At 73.4% G+C, this 19,758-nt stretch carries 16 protein-coding genes; 13 read left to right on the forward strand and 3 right to left on the reverse strand.

The window, feature by feature from the left end; genetic code table 11:
- The first annotated feature begins 10 nt into the window (after positions 1–10).
- Positions 11–1,624, forward strand: a complete 1,614-nt coding sequence (locus ACMCNN_RS12770; protein WP_412746407.1) for a methyl-accepting chemotaxis protein — start codon at positions 11–13, stop codon at positions 1,622–1,624.
- Positions 1,625–1,631: 7 nt separating this feature from the next.
- Here the strand turns inward: ACMCNN_RS12770 and ACMCNN_RS12775 are convergent, their stop codons facing one another.
- Complete coding sequence (locus ACMCNN_RS12775) at positions 1,632–2,648, reverse strand: NAD(P)/FAD-dependent oxidoreductase (protein WP_412746408.1); 1,017 nt, start codon at positions 2,646–2,648, stop codon at positions 1,632–1,634.
- 120 nt (positions 2,649–2,768) lie between these two features.
- Here ACMCNN_RS12775 and ACMCNN_RS12780 point away from each other — a divergent pair, with 120 nt between their 5' ends.
- The gene (locus ACMCNN_RS12780) at positions 2,769–4,364 is read left to right on the forward strand and encodes a family 10 glycosylhydrolase (protein ID WP_412746409.1); all 1,596 of its coding nucleotides are present in this window, start codon (positions 2,769–2,771) and stop codon (positions 4,362–4,364) included.
- Between the two features lie 66 nt (positions 4,365–4,430).
- Here ACMCNN_RS12780 and ACMCNN_RS12785 read toward each other — a convergent pair whose 3' ends face one another.
- Positions 4,431–6,065 (reverse strand): ABC-F family ATP-binding cassette domain-containing protein, encoded by a 1,635-nt coding sequence (locus ACMCNN_RS12785; protein WP_412746410.1) that lies wholly within the window; start codon positions 6,063–6,065, stop codon positions 4,431–4,433.
- Positions 6,066–6,135: 70 nt separating this feature from the next.
- Between ACMCNN_RS12785 and ACMCNN_RS12790 the strand changes: the two genes are divergently transcribed.
- The 11 genes from ACMCNN_RS12790 (at position 6,136) to ACMCNN_RS12840 (ending at position 16,002) form a co-directional block, all read left to right on the forward strand.
- A complete protein-coding gene (locus ACMCNN_RS12790) occupies positions 6,136–7,557 on the forward strand; it encodes a sigma 54-interacting transcriptional regulator (protein ID WP_412746411.1) in 1,422 nt (473 codons plus the stop codon).
- A gap of 2 nt (positions 7,558–7,559) precedes the next feature.
- Positions 7,560–9,536, forward strand: a complete 1,977-nt coding sequence (locus ACMCNN_RS12795; RefSeq protein WP_412746412.1) for a vWA domain-containing protein — start codon at positions 7,560–7,562, stop codon at positions 9,534–9,536.
- Between the two features lie 112 nt (positions 9,537–9,648).
- Complete coding sequence (locus ACMCNN_RS12800) at positions 9,649–10,278, forward strand: CDP-alcohol phosphatidyltransferase family protein (RefSeq protein ID WP_412746413.1); 630 nt, start codon at positions 9,649–9,651, stop codon at positions 10,276–10,278.
- The gene (locus tag ACMCNN_RS12805; protein WP_412746414.1) at positions 10,275–11,192 is read left to right on the forward strand and encodes a DUF881 domain-containing protein; all 918 of its coding nucleotides are present in this window, start codon (positions 10,275–10,277) and stop codon (positions 11,190–11,192) included. Before ACMCNN_RS12800 ends, ACMCNN_RS12805 begins: the two co-directional genes overlap by 4 nt.
- The gene (locus tag ACMCNN_RS12810; RefSeq protein WP_130507657.1) at positions 11,189–11,521 is read left to right on the forward strand and encodes a small basic family protein; all 333 of its coding nucleotides are present in this window, start codon (positions 11,189–11,191) and stop codon (positions 11,519–11,521) included. The genes ACMCNN_RS12805 and ACMCNN_RS12810 overlap by 4 nt, the downstream gene beginning before the upstream one ends.
- Positions 11,522–11,530: 9 nt before the next feature.
- On the forward strand, positions 11,531–12,829 hold the full coding sequence (locus ACMCNN_RS12815; RefSeq protein ID WP_412746415.1) for a DUF881 domain-containing protein: 1,299 nt from the start codon (positions 11,531–11,533) through the stop codon (positions 12,827–12,829).
- Between the two features lie 43 nt (positions 12,830–12,872).
- On the forward strand, positions 12,873–13,253 hold the full coding sequence (gene gcvH, locus ACMCNN_RS12820) for a glycine cleavage system protein GcvH (RefSeq protein WP_412746416.1): 381 nt from the start codon (positions 12,873–12,875) through the stop codon (positions 13,251–13,253).
- 219 nt (positions 13,254–13,472) lie between these two features.
- Entirely contained in the window at positions 13,473–13,925 is a 453-nt protein-coding gene (locus ACMCNN_RS12825) for an FHA domain-containing protein (protein WP_067499957.1), read from the forward strand.
- 65 nt (positions 13,926–13,990) lie between these two features.
- Positions 13,991–14,674: a MerR family transcriptional regulator gene (locus ACMCNN_RS12830; protein ID WP_412747150.1), complete on the forward strand. Its 684-nt coding sequence runs from the start codon at positions 13,991–13,993 to the stop codon at positions 14,672–14,674.
- A 172-nt stretch (positions 14,675–14,846) separates the two neighbouring features.
- The gene (locus tag ACMCNN_RS12835; RefSeq protein WP_130507654.1) at positions 14,847–15,311 is read left to right on the forward strand and encodes a bifunctional nuclease family protein; all 465 of its coding nucleotides are present in this window, start codon (positions 14,847–14,849) and stop codon (positions 15,309–15,311) included.
- Positions 15,312–15,444: 133 nt separating this feature from the next.
- Positions 15,445–16,002: a MerR family transcriptional regulator gene (locus ACMCNN_RS12840; RefSeq protein WP_412746417.1), complete on the forward strand. Its 558-nt coding sequence runs from the start codon at positions 15,445–15,447 to the stop codon at positions 16,000–16,002.
- Between the two features lie 47 nt (positions 16,003–16,049).
- On the opposite strand, the gene ACMCNN_RS12845 is transcribed toward ACMCNN_RS12840, so the two are convergent.
- Positions 16,050–19,625 (reverse strand): ATP-binding cassette domain-containing protein, encoded by a 3,576-nt coding sequence (locus tag ACMCNN_RS12845; RefSeq protein ID WP_412746418.1) that lies wholly within the window; start codon positions 19,623–19,625, stop codon positions 16,050–16,052.
- Positions 19,626–19,758: the final 133 nt, after the last annotated feature.

Here is a 19,758-nt window from a genome sequence, read left to right on the forward strand (position 1 = left end):
CGAGGTCCCCATGGCTCGTGCCGCTTCGGGCGCCCGGCCCCGGTCCGGCTCGCCGCTGCGGTGGTTCGCCGACCTGCGCGTCGGCGGCAAGGTGCTGACCGCGGTGGCCGTACCCATCATCGGCATGCTCGCCGTCGGTGTGGTCAGCCTGATCGGCATCAATCAGATGCGGGACACCCGGTCCGATGAGGTCGGCCGGGCGGTGCCGTACATCACGAACCTCAACAACGCCGGGCTGATGGCCGCGGGCGCGGTCACCGACGAGCGGACGTTCCTGATCAACGGGGACGAGAAGTACCGCACCGCCACCCTCAACCGCCAGGGCGCGATCAACAACTCCCTCGCCGCCGCCAGCAAGTACGCCGCGGACGACGCGGAGAAGAAGGCGATCGCCAACCTGAACGCCGCGACGGACCAGTGGTTCACCGCCATCCGGGCCGAGTTCGACCTGTTCGGCACGGATCCCGCCGCCGCACGCGCCGCCGCCCTCGGCCCCAACCAGGCCCTGCGCGCGAAGATCGCCCAGCAGCTGCTCGCGGAGCTGAAACGGGCCAACGACGCGCTGGTCACGGGCAAGGCCTTCGACGCGTCCGTGACGCGCACGTTCGTCCGTACCGTGGTGGTGCTGGCCGTGGCGCTGGTCGCCGCGCTGGTCCTGGCGTTCTGGGTCGCCCGCCTGATCGCCCGGCCACTGCGCCAGGTCAAATCGGTCCTCGACGCGGTCGCCGACGGTGACCTGACCCGGGAGGCGGTGGTGACCCAGCGCGACGAGCTCGGCGCGATGGCCTCCGCGCTGCGCCGGGCCACCATCAACCTGCGCCACACGCTCGCCTCCATCGGTGCGCACGCCGGCACGCTGACCTCCTCCTCCGACGAGCTGACCCGGATCAGCGCGGACAGCGCCACCAGCGCGGAACGCGGTTCCCGGCAGGCGAACGAGGTCGCCGACGCCGCGGCCGCGATGTCGCGCAACATCCAGACCGTCGCGGCGGGCGCCGAGCAGATGGGCGCCAGCATCCGGGAGATCTCGCACAGCGCCGCGGAGGCCGCCTCGGTGGCCGCCCGCGCGGTCGACGTCACCGGCACCACGAGCGGGGTGATGGCGCAGCTCGGCGAGTCGTCCGCCGAGATCGGCAACGTGATCAAGGTGATCACCGACATCGCGGAGCAGACCAACCTGCTGGCGCTCAACGCCACCATCGAGGCGGCGCGGGCCGGCGACGCGGGCAAGGGCTTCGCCGTGGTGGCCAGCGAGGTCAAGGACCTGGCCCAGGAGACCGCCAGGGCCACCGAGGACATCAGCCAGCGCATCGCCGCCATCCAGACCGACACCACCGGCGCGGTGAGCGCGATCGAGGAGATCAGCACGATCATCGGCAGCATCAACGAGTTCCAGACCACGATCGCGTCGGCCGTGGAGGAACAGACCGTGACCACCAACGAGATGACCCGCAACGTCGCCGAGGCGGCCAACGCCGGGACCCGGGTCGCGGACAGCATCACGGACGTCGCCGACGCGGTGCGCGACACCACCGGCGCCTCCGCGCAGGCGAACCAGTCCGCCACCCAGCTGGCGGACCTGTCCATCGAGCTGCGCCGGCTGGTCGCCGGCTTCCGGGTCTGACCGCGGTTCAGCTCAGCCGGGCTGCCAGGGCGGCGCCCGCGGCGCGGCCGGACAGCCACGCCGTCTGCACCCGCGGCCGTCCGAACGCGTCACCGGCCAGGGCGACGCCCCCGCCGAGCACGAATTCGGCGGCGTCCGGACGCGGCAGCGGTTGAGCGTACGGCCAGGGGTGCACGTGGACCGTGGTCGCCGGGGCGGGCAGGCCGAGTAGCTCGCGCGTGGCGCGTTCCATCTCGGGTCCCGCGTTCGCGGGGAGGTCAAGGTGTTCCGTCGCGAACCCGGCGTTCGCGTGGGCCACCAGCACGGGGGCGCCGTCGCCGCGCCGGTCACCGTCGTCGAACAGCGTGGCCAGCACCGGATGGTCGTTGACGAACGCGCCGCGGAAGGCCGCCCAGGTTCGCTCCGGGTACGTCAACACCGCCGCGAGCACCGGCGACCACCGCTGGAGCCGCGCCGCCTCGACCACCGGCCCGATGCCGCCCGGGCCGCCGCCGTCCGTGCCCTCGGCTTCGTCCGCGGATTTGTCCACGGCCTGGTCCACGGCCTGGTCCGCGGCTTGGTCCGCGGCTTGGTCCGCGGCGAGCAGGCGCAGCGCCTGCGGGCCGGGCATCGCCAGCACGACCGCGTCGGCTCGGGGCAGCTCTGTCACCTCGCATCCGAGCGTCACGTCCAGCCCGGTGGCGAGGTCCGCGGCCAGGACGCGCAGCCCGCCTGGGGCGGTGAAACGCACCGGCCCCGTTGACGCGTGCGGCGGCCCGCTCCGCTCGTACGCCATCAGCGTGTCGGTCCACGGCCGGGCCAGACCGGCCAGCAGCCACTGCCGTACCTGTGCGACGAACGCGGGATCGTCGGCGGTGAAGTACCCGGCGCCCACGTCGGCGTCGCGCCCGGCGACCCGCGCGGCCCCCAGCCGCCCGCCGACCACCCGATCGCGCTCCAGGACCCGGACGGTCACCCCGGACCGGACCAGTTCACGGGCGCAGGCGAGCCCCGCGATGCCCGCACCCACCACGACCACGCCCACCCGCGGAACTGTACGGCCGTGCCACCGATCGAGGGGACCGGCACACCCCAAATCGGACGAAACCCCTGGATAAGCCCATGATCATTTGGTGGCTCGGGGTGGCCGGGCCCACTATGGGGCGTGCCTCGTCTCCCTGCCCGGCTGGTCGTCGTCGGCCTCGCCCTCGCCGCCACCCTCGGTGGGATCGGGTCGGGACTGCTGCGCGCGGCCACGGCCGAGCCGCCGTCCGCCACCGCGACGGCGGGGGCCGCGCCGGGCGGATCGTGCGCCGGTGTGCCGGTGGCGGCGGCCCGGCAGCTGCGCGGGATGTGGCTCACCACGGTCAACAACATCGACTTCCCGAGCCGCCCCGGCCTCAGCGAGGCCCGCGTCAAGGCCGAGTACCGCGCCTGGCTCGACCTCGCGGTGGCGCAGCGGCACAACGCGATCTTCGTGCACGTCCGGCCCAGCGGGGACGCGTTCTGGCCGTCGGCGTACGCGCCGTGGTCGCAGTGGCTGACCGGCCGGCGCGACGGCCGGGGGCCCGGCTGGGATCCGATGGCGTTCATGGTGGCCGAGGCGCACGCCCGCAACCTGCAGTTCCACGCGTGGTTCAACCCGTACCGGGGCAGCCAGCCGGCGCCCGACGGCACCGGGGCGGATCTCGCGAAGCTGCCCGCCGCGCACCCGCTGCGCAAGCATCCGGACTGGGCGCTGGCTTACCCGACCGGTCCCACCGGGCGGCTCTACTTCGATCCGGGCAACCCGGACGCCCGCCGCTTCGTCGAGGACTCCATGCTGGAGGCGGTCGCCAAATACGACGTCGACGGGGTGCACTTCGACGACTTCTTCTACCCGTATCCGGAGCGGGGGCAGGACTTCCCCGACGCGAAGAGCTACCAACGCCGGGCCACGCCGGGGCAGAGCCGGGCCGACTGGCGGCGGGCGAACGTGGACACGCTCGTCCGCGAGATGAGCGAACGCATCCGGGCGCTCAAGCCGTGGGTCCAGTTCGGGATCAGCCCGTTCGGGATCTGGCGCAACGCCACCACCGACCGCACCGGGTCGGACACCCACGGGCTGCAGAGCTACGACGAGATCTACGCCGACACCCGGCGCTGGGTCCGCGAACGCTGGCTGGACTATGTGGTGCCCCAGCTGTACTGGGCGATCGGCTTCGACCGCGCCGACTACGCCACGGTGCTGCCGTGGTGGGCGAAGCTGGTCGAGGGCACCGGGGTCCGGCTCTACATCGGGATCGCCGACTACCGGGTGGGGGAGAAGGGCCCGTGGCGCGACCCCGGCCAGATCGACCGCCAGCTCACCCTCGCCGCCCGCTACCGCGCCGACGGAAGTGTCCACTTCAACGCGAAGCAGGTACGGGCGGACCCCCTCGGCGCGGTCACCCGCTACCGCGACCACCACTTCGCCGCGCCCGCCCTGCCCCCGGTCGCCAGCCGCCTGGCTGCTGCCGGGCCCGCCGCACCGCAGCTGAGTGCGGCGCGGCCCGCCGGAGCGGGAGCGGTGCGTCTCGACTGGCGGCCCGGCACCGGACCGGCCCCCGCGGCCTGGGCGCTGTACCGGGTGACCGGCGGCCGGGCCGTGCTGGCCGCCACCGGCAGCGCCGGGTCACCCGTGGCGGATCCGGCGCCGCCACCCGCCCCGGCGACCTACTGCCTGACGGCGCTGGATCGGGCCGGGAACGAGGGACCGCCCTCGAACCCCGCGGGAATCTAGCGATCTCGGAGACTTCGGGTGCGGAGCTGACCCGAATTCATCAACGTCGCCGTCGAACCGCCGCGCTCACTCCGTCACGCGGCCGTCGGTGACCGTGAACTGTCTGGTGGTGTGCACCGCCGCCAGCATCCGCCGGTCGTGGGTGACCAGCAGCAGCGTGCCGGTGTAGCTCGCCAGCGCCGACTCCAGCTGCTCGATCGCGGCCAGGTCCAGGTGGTTGGTCGGCTCGTCCAGCACCAGCAGGTTCACCCCGCGCGCCTGCAGCAGCGCCAGCGCGGCCCGGGTCCGTTCACCGGGCGACAGCGTGCCCGCGGGCCGCAGCACGTGCGCGGCCTTCAAACCGAACTTCGCCAGCAGCGTACGGATCTCCGCGTCCTTGAATTCCGGCACCGCCGCCCCGAATGCGGCCAGCAGCGAGCTGTCGCCCAGGAACAGCCCCCGCGCCTGGTCGACCTCGCCCACCACGACGCCCGGACCGAGCGCGGCCGCCCCCTGATCGAGGGGGATCCGGCCGAGCAGCGCCGCCAGCAGCGTCGACTTGCCGGAGCCGTTGGCGCCCGTGATCGCGACCCGGTCCGCCCAGTCGATCTGCACCGTCACCGGCCCGAGCGTGAAGTCGCCGCGGCGCACCACCGCCTCGCGCATCGTGGCCACCACCGCACCGGCACGCGGCGCGGCGGCGATCTCCATCCGCAGCTCCCACTCCTTGCGCGGCTCATCGACCACCTCCAGGCGCTCGATCAGCTTCTCCGTCTGCCGCGCCTTGGCCGCCTGCTTCTCGCTGGTCTCGCCCCGGAAGTGCTTGATGTTCTTGTCGTTGTCGGTGGCCTTGCGACGCGCGTTGCGCACGCCCTTCTCCATCCAAGCCCGCTGCGTGCGGGCCCGCTCCAGCAGGCTCTCCTTGCGGTCGGCGTACTCCTCGTACTCCTCGCGGGCGTGCCGCCGGGCCCGCTCACGCTCCTGCAGGTACGCCTCGTAGCCGCCGCCGAACAGGTTGACCTGACGCTGGTGCAGGTCGAGTTCCAGCACCGCGGTGGCCGTGCGGGCCAGGAACTCCCGGTCGTGGCTGACCAGCACCGTGCCCGCCCGCAACCCCGTGACGAACTGCTCCAGCCGGGCCAGGCCGGAAAGGTCCAGGTCGTTGGTGGGCTCGTCGAGGAGGAACACGTCGTAGCGGCTGAGCAGCAGCGACGCCATCTGGGCGCGGGCCGCCTGGCCGCCCGACAGCGCGGTCATCGGGTGCGTCTGCGCCACCCCGAGCCCGATCTCGTCGGCCACCGCGAGGGCGCGCTCCTCGAAGTCCACGCCGCCCAGTGCCAGCCAGCGCTGCAACGCCTCGTCGTAACCGTCGTACGCGGCCGCCACGCCCGCGGCCATCGCCTCGGCCGCCGCCTCCATCGCGTCGTGCGCGGGCCCGACCCCGGTACGCCGGGCCAGGAAGTCGTGCACCGTCTCGCCGGGGCGCCGCTCCCGCTCCTGCGGCAGATACCCCACGGTGGCGGTCGGCGGGCTCAATGACACCGAACCGGACTCGACGTTCAACAGGCCCGCGAGTGTACGAAGTAGGGTCGTTTTTCCGGCGCCGTTGACGCCGACCAACCCGATCACGTCACCCGGCGCGACCACCAGGTCGAGCCCCGTGAACAGGGTGCGGTCGCCGTGCCCCGCGGCGAGATCCCGGGCGATCATGGTGGCGCTCATAGCGGCCCGATCGTATCCGGGACCCGGCAGCACTGTGGGATCGCCCGGTTCGCGAGGTAGCGTCCGTCAGGTGACTGCTGCTTTGACGCCGCTCGTCCCCGAAACACCCACCCACCTTCCGCGGACCGTCGGTGAGCTGCGCGCCACCAGCCACGAATTCCGTACGGTCAAGCAGGAGCTGCGCGACAACCTGCTGGACCGGCTGCGCTCCGGCGCCCCTCGCTTCCCCGGCATCGTCGGCTACGACGACACCGTGCTGCCCGAGGTGGAGCGGGCGCTGCTGGCCGGGCACGACATGGTGCTGCTCGGCGAGCGGGGCCAGGGCAAGACCCGGCTCATCCGCAGCCTGGTCGGCCTGCTCGACGAGTGGACCCCGATGATCGAGGGCTCCGAGCTGCGCGAACACCCGTACGAGCCGCTGACCCCCGCATCCCGGCGGCTGGCCGCCGAGATGGGCGACCTGCTGCCGGTGGCCTGGCTGCATCGCTCCCAGCGGTACGGCGAGAAGTTGGCCACCCCCGACACCAGCGTCGGCGACCTGATCGGCGACGTCGACCCGATCAAGGTGGCCGAGGGCCGGGCGCTGGGCGACCCGGACACCATCCACTTCGGACTCGTGCCGCGCACCAACCGCGGCATCTTCGCCGTCAACGAGCTGCCCGACCTGGCCGAGCGCATCCAGGTGTCGCTGCTCAACGTGCTGGAGGAACGCGACATCCAGGTCCGCGGCTACCAGCTGCGGCTGCCGCTGGACCTGCTGCTGGTGGCCAGCGCCAACCCGGAGGACTACACCAACCGGGGCCGGATCATCACCCCGCTCAAGGACCGGTTCGGCGCGGAGATCCGTACCCACTACCCGCTGGAGCTGGAGCTGGAGACGGCGCTGATCCGGCAGGAGGCGGCGCTGAGCGCCGACGTACCCGAGCACCTGGTCGACGTGCTGGCCCGCTACACCCGCGCCGTACGCGAATCGCCCGCCGTGGACGCCCGCTCCGGTGTCTCGGCCCGCTTCGCGATCGCCGCGGCCGAGACGGTCGCGGCGTCCGCGCTGCGCCGCGCCGGGCTGCGCGGCGACGAACCCGTCGCCCGGGTCTGCGACACCATCTCGGTGACGTCCACGTTGCGCGGCAAGGTCGAGTTCGACAGCGGCGAGGAGGGCCGGGAGACAGAGGTCCTCGCGCACCTGCTGCGGGTGGCCACGGCGGAGACGTTCCGGGCCCGGCTGGGCGGGCTGGATCTGTCGGGCTTCACCGACCTGGTCGCCGAGGGCGCGATCATCGAGACCGGTGAGCTGGTGTCCGCGCAGGAGTTGCTGGCCCAGATCGGCACCGTGCCCGGCCTGGCCAAGGTGCTGGACCGGCTCGGCCTCGGCGACGCGCCCAGCCCCGGCCAGGCGGCGGCCGGGATCGAGTTCGTCCTGGAAGGGCTGCACCTGACCCGGCGCCTGGCCAAGGAGATGACCGACGACGGCCGCACGCTCTACGGGAGCTGAGGATGAGCGCCAACCGGTTCCGGTACGGCGCCTGGCGCGAGGGCCCGGACCCGCTGGCCCCGCCGTACGACGTGCGGGCCGCGGTCGACGAGGTCGGCGAGCGGGTGCTGGCGGGCGAGAGCCTGCGTGACGCGCTGCGTGACCTGGTGCGCCGTGGCCCCCGCGAGGGCCGCGGCCTGGACGATCTGCGGGCCCGCGCCCGCCGGATGCGCCGGGAGGCGCTGCGCCGGGGCAACCTCGACGGCGCGGTGACCCGTTCCCAGGCCCTGCTCGACCAGGCCGTCGCCACCGAACGCGACGCGCTGCGCGGCCGCGACGACGAGGCGGCCCGGTTCAACGAGGCGATCCTGGACGCGCTGCCCCGTTCCACGGCCCAGGCGGTGCGGGAGCTGTCGGAGTACGAGTGGGCCAGCGACGAGGCCCGCGCCATGTACCAGCAGATCCTCGACGGGCTGCGCCGCGAGGTGGTGGAGCAGCGGTTCGCGGGCCTGCGCGACGCGCTGCGCGGAAGCGACCCGGCCGCGGACGCCCGCGTCGCCGAGATGCTCCGCGACCTCAACGACCTGCTGGCCCGGCACGCCCGCGGCGAGGACACCCAGGACGCGTTCGCCGAGTTCATGAACCGGCACGGCGAGTTCTTCCCCGAGCGCCCGGAGAGCGTCGAGGACCTCATCGACGAGTTGGCCCGCCGCGCCGCGGCTGCGGAGCAGCTGATGCGTTCGCTGAGCCCGCAGCAGCGGCAGGAGCTGGGCGAGCTGATCGACCAGGCGCTCGGCGACGGCCCGCTGCGCGGGCAGCTCGCCGAGCTGACCGACAACCTGCGGGCACTGCGGCCCAATCTGGCGTGGGGGCGCGGCGAGCGGATGCGCGGCTCCGAGGATCTCGGGTACGGCGATGCCACGGCCGCGCTGGGGGAGCTGGCCGAGCTGGACGAGTTGCTGGAGCAGCTGGGCCAGGAGCACCCCGGCGCCACCCTGGACGACGTCGACGTCGAAGCCGTGGAACGCCGCCTGGGCCGCGCAGCCGCCGACGACGTACGGCGGCTGCGCGAGCTGGAGCGGGAACTGCGGCGGCAGGGTTGGGTGAGCCGGGACGCCGAGGGCCTGATGCTGTCGCCCAAGGCTCTGCGCCGGCTGGGGCGTACCGCCCTGGCGCGGGTGTTCGCCGAGCTGGCCGGGCGTCGCCGCGGCGAGCACGACCTGCGCGACGCGGGCGCGGCCGGTGACCTGGTCGGCTCGTCGCGGCGCTGGCACTTCGGCGACGAGCAGCCGATCGACGTGGTCCGCACGATCGGCAACGCGGTCCGGCGCCGGGCCGCCGAGGGCTCGACCGCCACGCTGCCCGTCCGGCTGCACCCGGAGGACTTCGAGGTGGCCGAGACGGAACGGCGGGCCTCGGCCGTGGTGGCGTTGTGCGTGGACCTGTCGTACTCGATGTTCGCCGACGGCCGCTGGGGCCCGATGAAGCAGACCGCGCTGGCGCTGTCCCACCTGGTCGCCACGCAGTTCCCGCAGGACTCGCTGCAGATCATCGGCTTCGGCCGGTACGCCCTGTCGCTCTCGCAGGGGGAGCTGGCCGCGATCGAGCCGGACATGGTGCAGGGCACCAACCTGCAGCACGCCCTCAAGCTGGCAGGTCGTCACCTGCGCCGTCACCCCGGCTCGGAGCCGGTGGTGCTGGTGGTGACCGACGGCGAGCCCACCGCCCACCTGGACGACGACGGCGAGGCGTACTTCTCCTGGCCGCCGCTGCCCGAGACGGTCCGCGCGACGGTCGAGGAGGTCGACCACCTGACCCGGTACGGCGCCACCCTGAACCTGTTCATGCTCGGCGAGGACCCGTCGCTGCGCCGCTTCGTGGACGCGGTGGCCCAGCGCAGCGGCGGCCGGGTGTTCAGCCCCGACGTCGCCGACCTCGGCAGGTACGTGGTCGACGACTACGTCCGGGCCCGCCGCGGCCGCCGTCCCACCGGAAGCTAGGTTCCTGGGACAGCCGCGCGGTGTGTGCGGCGCAACCGGTGGTGATGGGACCGCCACGGGCCTGGTTATAGTTGCTGCGCGTTGACCGGCCAGCGGGGGAGAGGGAGTCGCGATGCCGCAGCAGCCTGCGCCCGTCGCCCCGCGCCCACCGGTCGCCTCCGACCGGATCTGGACGATTCCGAACATCATCAGCTTCGCGCGCCTGCTCGGCGTGCCGCTCTTCCTGTACCTGCTGCTGGTCCCGCACGCCGACGTCGCGGCGCTGGTGGTGCTCGCGCTGGGCGGCACCACGGACTGGGTCGACGGGTACGTGGCCCGGCGCACCGGCTCGGTCAGCCGCCTCGGGGAGCTGCTCGACCCGTTCGCGGACCGGCTGTACATCCTCGCCACGCTGATCGGCTTCACCGTCCGCGAGGTCGTGCCGTGGTGGCTGACGGTCGCGCTGCTGGCCCGCGAGGCGGTGCTGGGGGTGGCGCTGCTGGTGCTGCGCCGCCACGGCTACGGGCCGCCGCCCGTGCACTACGTCGGCAAGACCGGCACGTTCGTCCTGCTCGGCGCGTTCCCGGTGCTGCTGCTGGCGCATGCGGTGCCGTCGACCGCCGCGGTGGCCGGGCCGCTCGGCTGGGGGCTGGCATGGTGGGCGCTGGGTCTGTACTGGGCCGCGGCCGTGCTCTACCTGATCCAGACCGCCTCCGTGCTGCGCGCGGACCGCGCGGCGCGGGCCGGGACGGCCGCCGGATGACCTCGCCCGACGGCGGCGGCGAGCGCCGGACCTTCACCCCGGATTTCCTGACCGAGCTGTTCCGCAACCCGCTCGATCCGGGCTACGCCGACGCGGCCGCCCGCCGCGCCCGCGAGGGCCCGCGCAGCGCCCCGCGTCGGCGCGCGATCAGTGCGATCAGCGCGCTGACCATGATCGGGGTGGGCTTCCTGCTGGTCGTGGCGTACCAGCAGACCATCGCGGACGAGCCGGGCCGCACCAAGGCCCGGGCCACCCTGGTGGAGCAGGTGCAGCACCGGCGCGACGGCACGGTCGCCCTGCAGAACGGCGCCGACGAGCTGCGCGCCGAGGTGGCGACGCTGCGGGAACGCGAGCTCGGCGGCGCCGCCGTGGCACGGTTGCGCGACCTGGAGGCGGCGACCGGCCTGGCCTCCGTGCACGGCCCCGGCGCCAAGATCACGATCGGCGACGGCCCCACCGCGGTCAACCCGGTGACCGGCAAGCAGTCGAACGACGCCCGGGTACGCGACAGCGACCTGCAGCTGGCCGCGAACGCGCTGTGGGCGGCCGGCGCCGAGGCGATCGCGATCAACGGCCAGCGGCTCACCGCGACCTCCACGATCCGGCAGGCGGGCGAGGCGATCCTGGTGGACTTCCGGCCGGTCGCGTCGCCGTACGAGGTGGTGGCGATCGGGCCGGACTCGCTGGCTGACGAATTCCGTGACGGCTACGCTGGGCGCTTCTTCCGCGAGCTGGTCGCCCGGTACGGCATGAGCTTCGACGCGACGGGCGTGCACGACGTGACCCTCGACGCGGCCACCGAGCTGAAGCTGCGGGTGGCGGTGCCGTCGACCCCGCCCGTCTCCGGTGACCCCCCGTCCCCCGGCCCGGACTCGCCCCCGCCGGCCGGCACCCCCTCGAAAGGTGGCCGATGATCGCCGTACTCGCCCTGGCCGCCGGTGTCGTCCTCGGCATCGTGCTGCACCCGACCGTGCCGCCGGGCCTGCAGCCGTACCTGCCCATCGCCGTGGTGGCGGCGCTGGACGCCGTGTTCGGCGGTGTCCGGGCGAAGCTGGACGGCATCTTCGACGACAAGCAGTTCGTGGTGTCGTTCATCGCCAACGTGGTGGTGGCCGCGCTGATCGTCTACCTGGGTGACCAGCTCGGCGTCGGCGGGCAGCTCTCGACGGGCGTGGTGGTCGTGCTCGGCGTACGGATCTTCGGCAATGTGGCGGCGATCCGCCGCCACCTGTTCCGGGCCTGAGGACCGGCGATGAGCGAGCAGCACGGACCGCGTCCGGGCGAACGGGCAGCGGACCCCGCACGCGACGATGAGCCCACGGTGGTCACCCCGCGCGACGAGCCGACGGTCGCCACTCCGGACGATGAACAGACCGTGATCACGTCGCGTGACGCCCAGCCGGCCAGCGCGGCGAGGAACGCGGAACGGTCCGGCACTGGGCAGGACGATCCGACGGCGGTCGCGGCGGGCGACGAACCGACGGTGGTCGCACGGGCCGACGTGCGGCAAGTGGGCACGGCGGACGACGAACCGACGGTGGCCACGCCGGGCGGCCGCGGCGCGGCCGCCCCTGCGCCGATCGCCGCGGACGTGGCGCAGCCGACCGGGTTGTCACCCGAACCGGTGGTTGCCGAGCGGGCGGCGCCCGATCGGGAGGGTCCGGAACCGAGCCGACAGTCCTCGGCGGAGGCCGGCGCGGCGCGGGCCGGGTCGGGAGATCCCGACGGGCCGCGGACCGGTCCCGAGGAGCTGGGGCCCGAGGATGCCGGTGCGGGGGAACCGGGTGCCGCGGAGTCCGACGCCGGCGCGGCGGCGAGCTCCGGAGCCGGTGCCGGGCGGCAGCTGGCGCCGTGGCGGCGGGTGTCGTCGGCGGGCGCGCTGATCTGGGTGCTGCTGGCGCTGTTCGGCTTCACGCTCGTGGTGCAGCTGCGCAGCAACGGCGGCGACGAGGGTCTGGCGACCGCGCGACAGGAGGACCTGGTGCGCATCCTGTCCGACCTGGAGGCCCGCGACACCCGCCTCCAGGCGGAGATCAACGGGCTGGAGCAGAGCCAGCGGCAGCTCACCTCGGGCGTGGCGGGGCGGCAGGCGGCCCTGGCCGAGGCCGACAAGCGCGCGGACGAACTGGGCCTGCTGGCGGGCACGTTGCCGGGCCGCGGACCCGGCCTGCGGATCACCATCGACCCGAAGGGCCAGGGGGTCAAGGCGTCCGCGATCCTCAACGCCGTGCAGGAGCTGCGCGGTGCGGGCGGCGAGGTGATGGAGCTGACCGGGGCGGGCGGCACGACCGTACGCATCGTGGCGGGTAGCTACTTCATCGACTCCGACGGCGGCGGCATCGTGGTGGACGGTGCGCGGCTCACCGGCCCGTACACGTTGTCGGTGATCGGGGTGCCGCAGACGATGCAGACGGCGTTGCAGATCCCCGGTGGGGTGGTCGCGTCCGTGGAGGGCGCCGGCGGTAGCGTGACCATGGAGCAGCGCGCCATGGTCGAGGTGACCGCGGTGCGCAGGGCCACCAGTCTGCAGTACGCGCGTCCGGTCTCCTGACCGGGCGCGGAGCGATTCGCCGGGTTGTGACAACGGAGGAACTGTGATTCCTGAGGACCTGCGGTACACGTCCGAGCACGAGTGGGTGGCGGGCGACGGGAGCGGACCGGTGCGGGTGGGCATCACCCACTTCGCCCAGGACGCGCTCGGCGACATCGTGTACGTGCAGCTGCCCGAGGAGGGCACGGCGGTACGGGCGGGCGACGCGCTCGGCGAGATCGAGTCCACCAAGAGCGTGTCGGAGATCTACGCGCCAATATCCGGGACGGTCGTGACGCGCAATGCGACGCTGGCCGACGAGCCGGAGCTGATCAACGCCGAGCCGTACGCGGCCGGTTGGCTGGTGGAGATTGCGCCGGAAGATCCGGATTCGCTCCAGGGCCTGCTGGACGCCGCCGCCTACCGTTCGCTCACCGAGGGCTGACGCGGCGTATCACACACTCCGCGCGTCCGGTTGCCGCGCTTTTTCGCGCTGACTAGGCTCGCGGAGCACATGAAGTAGACCGTTATTCATTCGCAACCGATAGTCGTCCGTCTGGAGCCTCCGGGCAGCGGCGGGGGGTGCCGCGCTCCGGGCGTCGTGTCCGGTTCCGCTCACCCCTTGTCCGCGGGCGGCGACCGACCAGATCCGTGAGGTGGTCCGATGACGCGCCCAGACGACGAGTTTCCCCCGCTCGACGTCACGTCCACGCTCAACCTCGGTGCCCTCGACGAGGTGCTCGAGGGTCCTGAGACCGATGTGGTGCCGAGCCGGATGTCCGGTTCGCTGCCGCCCGGCATGGCGCTGCTGGTCGTGCGCCGTGGCCCGAACGCGGGGGCGCGGTTCCTGCTGGATCACGACGTGACGACCAGCGGCCGGCACCCCGACAGTGACATCTTCCTCGACGACGTGACCGTGTCGCGGCGCCACGCGGAGTTCCACCGCGACGGTGGCACCTTCACGGTGCGCGACGTCGGCTCGCTCAACGGCACCTACGTCAACCGGGAGCGGGTCGAGTCGGCCACGCTCAGCAACGGCGACGAGGTGCAGATCGGCAAGTTCCGCCTGGTGTTCATCGCCGGCCCGCGGCCGGAGGGTGAGGGCGGCGGGGCGTGAACCCGTCCGGGGCGGCCGCACGCGACCCGGGTGCCCACGAGCTGGGCGCCCGGGAGAGCGCGCTGATGAGCATCGGGGAGGTGCTGGCCCAGCTGCGGACGGAGTTCCCCGACACGACGATCTCGAAGCTGCGATTCCTGGAGGCGGAGGGGCTGGTCGATCCCCAGCGCACCGCCTCGGGGTACCGCAAGTATTCGTGGAACGACGTGGCCCGGCTGCGGTTCGTGCTCACCGCGCAGCGCGACCAGTACCTGCCGCTGCGGGTGATCCGCGAGCAGCTGGAGGCGCTGGAGCGGGGGGAGGGCGAACTCCCGGCCGCCGGCCGGCCCGCCCTGGTGGCGGTCGGGCCCGAGGGCGACGTACCGGTGGAGACCGGCGACGCGCGGGTGTCCCGTGCGGACCTGGTCGCACGCACCGGGGTCGCCGAGGACCTGCTGGCCGAGCTGGAACGGCTGGGCCTGGTGCTGTCCCGGCCCCCCGGATGGTACGACGGTGACGCCGTGGTCATCGTCGGAGCCGTGGTGGGGCTGACCCGGCACGGGCTGGAGCTGCGGCACCTGCGCGCGTTCCGGGTCGCGGCGGACCGCGAGGTGGGTCTTTTCACGCAGCTGCTGGCGCCCCTGGTGCGCCAGCACGATCCGGCCGCCCGGGCGAGGGCCGCCGAGACGGCCCGCGAGCTGCAGGCTCTGTCGCAGCGGCTGCACGCGGCCCTGGTACGGGCCGGGCTGCGCGCGACGCTCGGCCGCTGAGCGGTTCGTCGTAGGCTCGAAGGGTACTGCCGGTGGTGCACGGACACGGACCTCGTGTGGGGGTACGCCCGACAGCGCCGTGTACCGTGCAGGTGAGGGCGCGGAAAACAGCCTGAAGGTCGCCTTCGGTGGCCATTTGGGGCAGGCGACGACAGCGACACGGAGGCGGGCGGTGCGCGAGCTGAGCGTGGTCGGAGTTCGGGTGGAGCTGCCCAGCAACCAGCCGATCGTCCTGCTCAGGGAGGTCGACGGTGATCGGTACCTGCCGATCTGGATCGGCGCGGTGGAGGCGACCGCCATCGCGTACGAGCAGCAGGGCGTCAAGCCGGCCCGGCCGTTGACCCATGACCTGCTACGGGACATCCTCGCGGCGCTGCAGGCGCCGCTGAAGGCCGTGGAGATCACGGAGCTGAAGGAGAACGTGTTCTACGCCGACCTGCTCATCGGCGACGATCTGCGGGTCTCGGCACGGCCCAGCGACTCGATCGCGCTGGCGTTGCGGGTCGGCGCGCCCATCCGCTGCGCCGATCAGGTGCTGACCGAGGCCGGCATCGTCATCCCGGACGAGCAGGAGGACGAGGTCGAGAAATTCCGCGAATTCCTCGACCAGGTCCGGCCGGAGGACTTCGCGGGCTGACCCATCGACGGTCACCACAGGTTTCGTCGCCCACACGCGGCGTGTCGCGGCATTACCTCCCTGTTCGCCGGCCCGGGGCGATATACGCTCGGTACATCCAGATGAGGTGGCCGCGCAGCGGGGAGGTAGTCGCGTGCACGAGTCAGATCCTCTCGAGGGTCCCCGGGTCGGCGAGGACGGCGACGTCGGCTATCGCGGTGTGACGGCCTGCCACGCGGTGGGCATCAGCTACCGGCAGCTCGACTACTGGGCGCGGACCACGCTGGTCGTGCCCAGCATCCGCGACGCGTCGGGTTCCGGCACCCAGCGGCTCTACTCGTTCCGCGACCTGGTCGTTCTCAAAGTCGTGAAGCGGCTGCTCGACGCCGGGGTGTCGCTGCAGAACATCCGCAAGGCGATCGAGACGCTGCGCTCCCGCGGCGTCGAGGACCTGGCCGGGATCACGCTGATCTCCGACGGCACGACCGTGTACGAGTGCCGGTCGCCCGAGGAGGTCGTGGACCTGCTGCAGGGCGGCCAGGGCGTGTTCGGCATCGCCATCGGCGGCGCCTTCAAGGAGATCCAGGGATCGCTGTCGCACCTGCCGGCCGAGCCCGCCAGCGCCCCCCAGCCGGTCGGCGCGGCCACACCCGCCGAGCCCGCGGCGGGCGACGAACTCGCCGCCCGCCGGGCCCGCCGCCGAGTGGGCTGACCTCTCCCGCGCCGGACGTCGCCACGCCCGGCGCGGAGATCCGGGCGTCAGCCCGCCAGGTGCCCCCACCGGTCCTCGAGCTCCTGCCAGGTGCCCTGCGCCACCGCGCGGCCCCCGTTCAGCACGACCACCCGGTCCGCCTGGCTGAGCGCGGCCCGCTTGGAGGTCGAGCCGACCACGGTGACCCCGTGCCCGCGCAGCGCCCGCCACAGCTCCAGCTCCGTCGTGACGTCCAGCGCGGACGACACGTCGTCCGCGATGAGCAGCTCCGTACGGGGCGCCAAGGCCCGGGCCAGCGCCAGCCGCTGCAACTGCCCGCCCGAGAGCCGGGTGCCCTTGTGCCCGATGAGCAGCTGCAGACCGCCGCCGGCCGCGGCGAGGTCGTGTTCGAGCTGCGCGGTGGTGACCGCGTCAACGGCGTCCACCGGGTGGCCCAGCTGGATGTTGTCGGCCACGGTGCCGGAGAGCACCCGGGGCAGCTGCGCCACGTAGCCGACCTGGTTGGGCCGCAGGAACAGCTCCGGCTCGTCGACCGCCCGGCCGTTCCAGCGCAGGGTGCCGGTGTGGTGCACGATCCCGGCCAGCGCCCGCAGCAGCGACGACTTGCCCGAGCCGACCGGTCCGAGCACCAGCACCAGCTCGCCCCGCGCGACGGCCAGGTCGACGTCGTGCACCCCGACCGTGCCGTTCTCGTGTACCGCGCTGAAGGACTCCAGCTCCAGCCGGTCCAGCGGGTTGCGCGGCGCGGTCGGCGGCGCCGGGGCGGTGCCCGCCGAGAGGTCCACGCCGGGCACGGCCGCCGAGTACTCGGCGACACCCGCCATGGCGACCGTCCGGCGGGTCCACACGCGCGCCGAGGGCAGCTGCGACACCAGCGAGGCGGTCGTCCACGCGAACCAGCGGGCCGCGCCGAGCACCGCCACGGCGATCAGGGTGGCCGCCGCGGACAGCGACCCCGCCAGGTACAGGGCCCACGCCGCGATCGGCAGCAGCCCGCTGACCAGCGACGGGGTGGAGCGCGCCCACACCTGGGTGGTGATCTCGCGGCGCTGCCGCTCGCTGCGGTCGGTGTCGAGGCGGGCCAGGTGGGACAGCACCGGCCGGGTAGCCCCGGCCAGCTTCACCGTGCGGGCCGCGGACAGCGACGACACCAGCGCGGTCGCGAACGCGGCGCGGGCAGCGACGGTACGCCGGGCCGCCTTCTCCAGCCGCGGCCCGAACATCGTCGCCGCGAGCCCGGACAGCGCCATCGTGCCGCCGAAGAACAGCGCCGGTACGACCGAGCCGGACGCCCACGTCATCGCCACGATCATCACGAGGCTGGTGGCGTTGTCGACGACGTTGTCCGCCAGCATCACGACGCGTTCCGTGTCGCCGCCCTGCGCGACCACCTCCGCCGGGGTGTGTTTGCTGACCCGGCGCGGGCCGACCTGCCCGTGCACCAGGCGCAGGCTGATCCGCAGCATCTGCCGGACCCACCACTCCGGGAACCACGCGCCGGTGTAGTACAGCGCCGGGGTGGTCACCAGCAGGGCCGCGGCGATGGCCAGGGCGGGCCCCATCGGGCTGCCGATGCCGTCGACGACGTGCGACCACAGCAGCGGCAGGATCGCTCCGTCCAGACCGAACAACACCAGCACGACGAAGAGCGCGACCGCGGCCAGGCCGTACCGTTTGTCGTTGGTGGTCAGCCGGACGATCTCCCGGAAGGTACGCGCGGGCGGCGGCTCCGGCAGCGGCGGCGGGTCCGCCGACGGCGGTCCGTCAGCCGACATCGTGCCCGCGTCCGCACCGGCCGGGCCGGCGTGGTGGTCGTCCGGCCCGTCGGTGCCGGCCGGGGCAGCGGCGCGGCCGCCCGGGTCGGCCGTCGGCTTGTCGACGTCGACGGGCCCGTCCCAGTCGTCGCGCTCGGCCAGCAGCACGCCGCCCGGTGCGGTCTCGCCGGGCCCGGTCGCGGCCGTGACGTGGCTGGCGGCCAGCAGCTCGGCGAAGCGCCGCGAGCCGCGCAGCGGGCCGGCCTCCAGCACCCGGCCGTCGGCCAGCACGACCACCTCGTCGCAGCGGCGCACAGAGGACAGCCGGTGCGCCACGATCACGCCGATCCGGCCGGTGAGCAGCCGGTCGGTGGCCCGGTGCACCCAGCCCTCGGTGACCGGATCCATCCGGGCGGTCGCCTCGTCCAGGATCACCACGTGCGGATCCCGCACGAGGATCCGGGCGAACGCGACAAGCTGTTCCTGACCGGCGGAGAGCTTGTGGCCGTTCTCGCCGAGCTTGGTGTCGATGCCGTCGGGCAGGCTGTCCACCCAGGTCGTCAGGCCCAGCTCAGCCAGCGCCCCGGCGGCGTCCGGCAGCAAGTCCGGGTCGAACAGGGCGATGTTCTCCGCCAGGGTGCCGGCGAGAATCTCTGTGCGCTGCGGGACGATCGCGGTCCACCGGCGCAGCTGTTCGATGTCGATGTCGTTGAGGTCGACGCCGCCCAGCGTCACGGTGCCGCGCGGCACGTCCACGGAACGGGTGAGCACCTTCGCCAGCGTGGACTTGCCGGAGCCGGTCCGGCCGATCAGCGCGTACGAGCGGCCCCGCGTGAACGACAGGCTCACCTCGCGCAACGCCGGGGGCCGGTCGGCGTCGGTGCCGTACCGGAAGGTGAGGTCGCGCACGACCAGGTCGCCGTCGGCCGGCGGGAGACCACCGGCGGGCTCCTGCGGTACGTCGCGCAGCAGTTGCACCCGGCTCCAGGCGCCGAGCGCGTTCTGCAGCTCGGGCACCATCCGGGTGACGTGTTCGAGGGTGCCGCCGAAGCCCAGCGCCAGCAGCCACACCGCGGTCAGCCGGGCACTGTCCACATGCCCCGTGGTCAGCGCCCACGCGCCGGTCACCACGAGGATCGCGATCAGCGTACGGGTGATCGTGCCGGCGCGCAGGGTCACCCGCGCCGAGGTGTGCCACACCCGGCGGCCGCGCCGCAGCACCTCGCGGGCGCGTTGGGCGTAGAGCCGCCGCACGTAGGGGGCGGCGAGGCTGGTGCGGACATCGTCCTGGCCGTGGATCGCCTCCTCCATCACCGCGGCGAGGTCGCTCCACGCCTCCTCCTCGGCGATCCGCAGCGGCGAGATGCCCTTGATCGGCCCGCTCATGGTGGCGATGAGCAGTGCGGAGACCAGCACCATGGCGACGGCGGCCGGCCACCACACCGCGAACGCGGTGATGATGGACAGGGTCGCGACGGCCATGGACTGGGCGATGCGTACGCCGGGCCCGCGCAGTTCGGAACCGACCTGGTAGACGTCGCTGTCGATGCGGTCGAGCAGCTCACCGACCGGGGTGTTCTCCAGGGTGGGCAGATCCTGTCCGAGGGCCACCCGGCACAGGCCGCGGCGGACCGTGGCTGTCCAGTCGGCGGTGAGCCGCGCGACGATCAGCCCGATCGCCAGGTCGCTGAGCACGGCGGCGACCAGCGCGACGGCCAGCAGCGCGAACATCGGCACCGAGCGGTTGACCAGGACCGGTCCCGCCAGGGCGAGCGCACCCGCCTGACCGGAGGCGCCGAGCACGATGAGCGCGGCCACCAGCGCCGTACGGCGGGGAGCGGTGGCCCACAGGTCGCGGAGCAGGCGCATGCGAGGTCCTCACATCGGGGGGCGGTGCCTCCATCCTGCGGGCGCCCGATGGGTGGGACAAACCAATTACGGTGCAGCGCGGTGTGAGCCTGGTTATGCCCGGGCAGGGGGCTGGATGATCACGCGTGGCGCA

The organism is Krasilnikovia sp. MM14-A1004, from assembly GCF_047159485.1.
Taxonomy (GTDB): domain Bacteria; phylum Actinomycetota; class Actinomycetes; order Mycobacteriales; family Micromonosporaceae; genus Actinoplanes.

Excerpts from the sequence above, each read along its gene's own strand:
- ACMCNN_RS12770 (WP_412746407.1), top strand. The coding sequence starts at position 11 with ATGGCTCGTGCCGCTTCGGGCGCCCGGCCCCGGTCCGGCTCGCCGCTG.
- ACMCNN_RS12785 (WP_412746410.1), bottom strand. The coding sequence starts at position 6,065 with ATGAGCGCCACCATGATCGCCCGGGATCTCGCCGCGGGGCACGGCGAC.
- ACMCNN_RS12795 (WP_412746412.1), top strand. The coding sequence starts at position 7,560 with ATGAGCGCCAACCGGTTCCGGTACGGCGCCTGGCGCGAGGGCCCGGAC.
- ACMCNN_RS12800 (WP_412746413.1), top strand. The coding sequence starts at position 9,649 with ATGCCGCAGCAGCCTGCGCCCGTCGCCCCGCGCCCACCGGTCGCCTCC.
- ACMCNN_RS12805 (WP_412746414.1), top strand. The coding sequence starts at position 10,275 with ATGACCTCGCCCGACGGCGGCGGCGAGCGCCGGACCTTCACCCCGGAT.
- ACMCNN_RS12810 (WP_130507657.1), top strand. The coding sequence starts at position 11,189 with ATGATCGCCGTACTCGCCCTGGCCGCCGGTGTCGTCCTCGGCATCGTG.
- ACMCNN_RS12815 (WP_412746415.1), top strand. The coding sequence starts at position 11,531 with ATGAGCGAGCAGCACGGACCGCGTCCGGGCGAACGGGCAGCGGACCCC.
- ACMCNN_RS12825 (WP_067499957.1), top strand. The coding sequence starts at position 13,473 with ATGACGCGCCCAGACGACGAGTTTCCCCCGCTCGACGTCACGTCCACG.
- ACMCNN_RS12830 (WP_412747150.1), top strand. The coding sequence starts at position 13,991 with ATGAGCATCGGGGAGGTGCTGGCCCAGCTGCGGACGGAGTTCCCCGAC.
- ACMCNN_RS12845 (WP_412746418.1), bottom strand. The coding sequence starts at position 19,625 with ATGCGCCTGCTCCGCGACCTGTGGGCCACCGCTCCCCGCCGTACGGCG.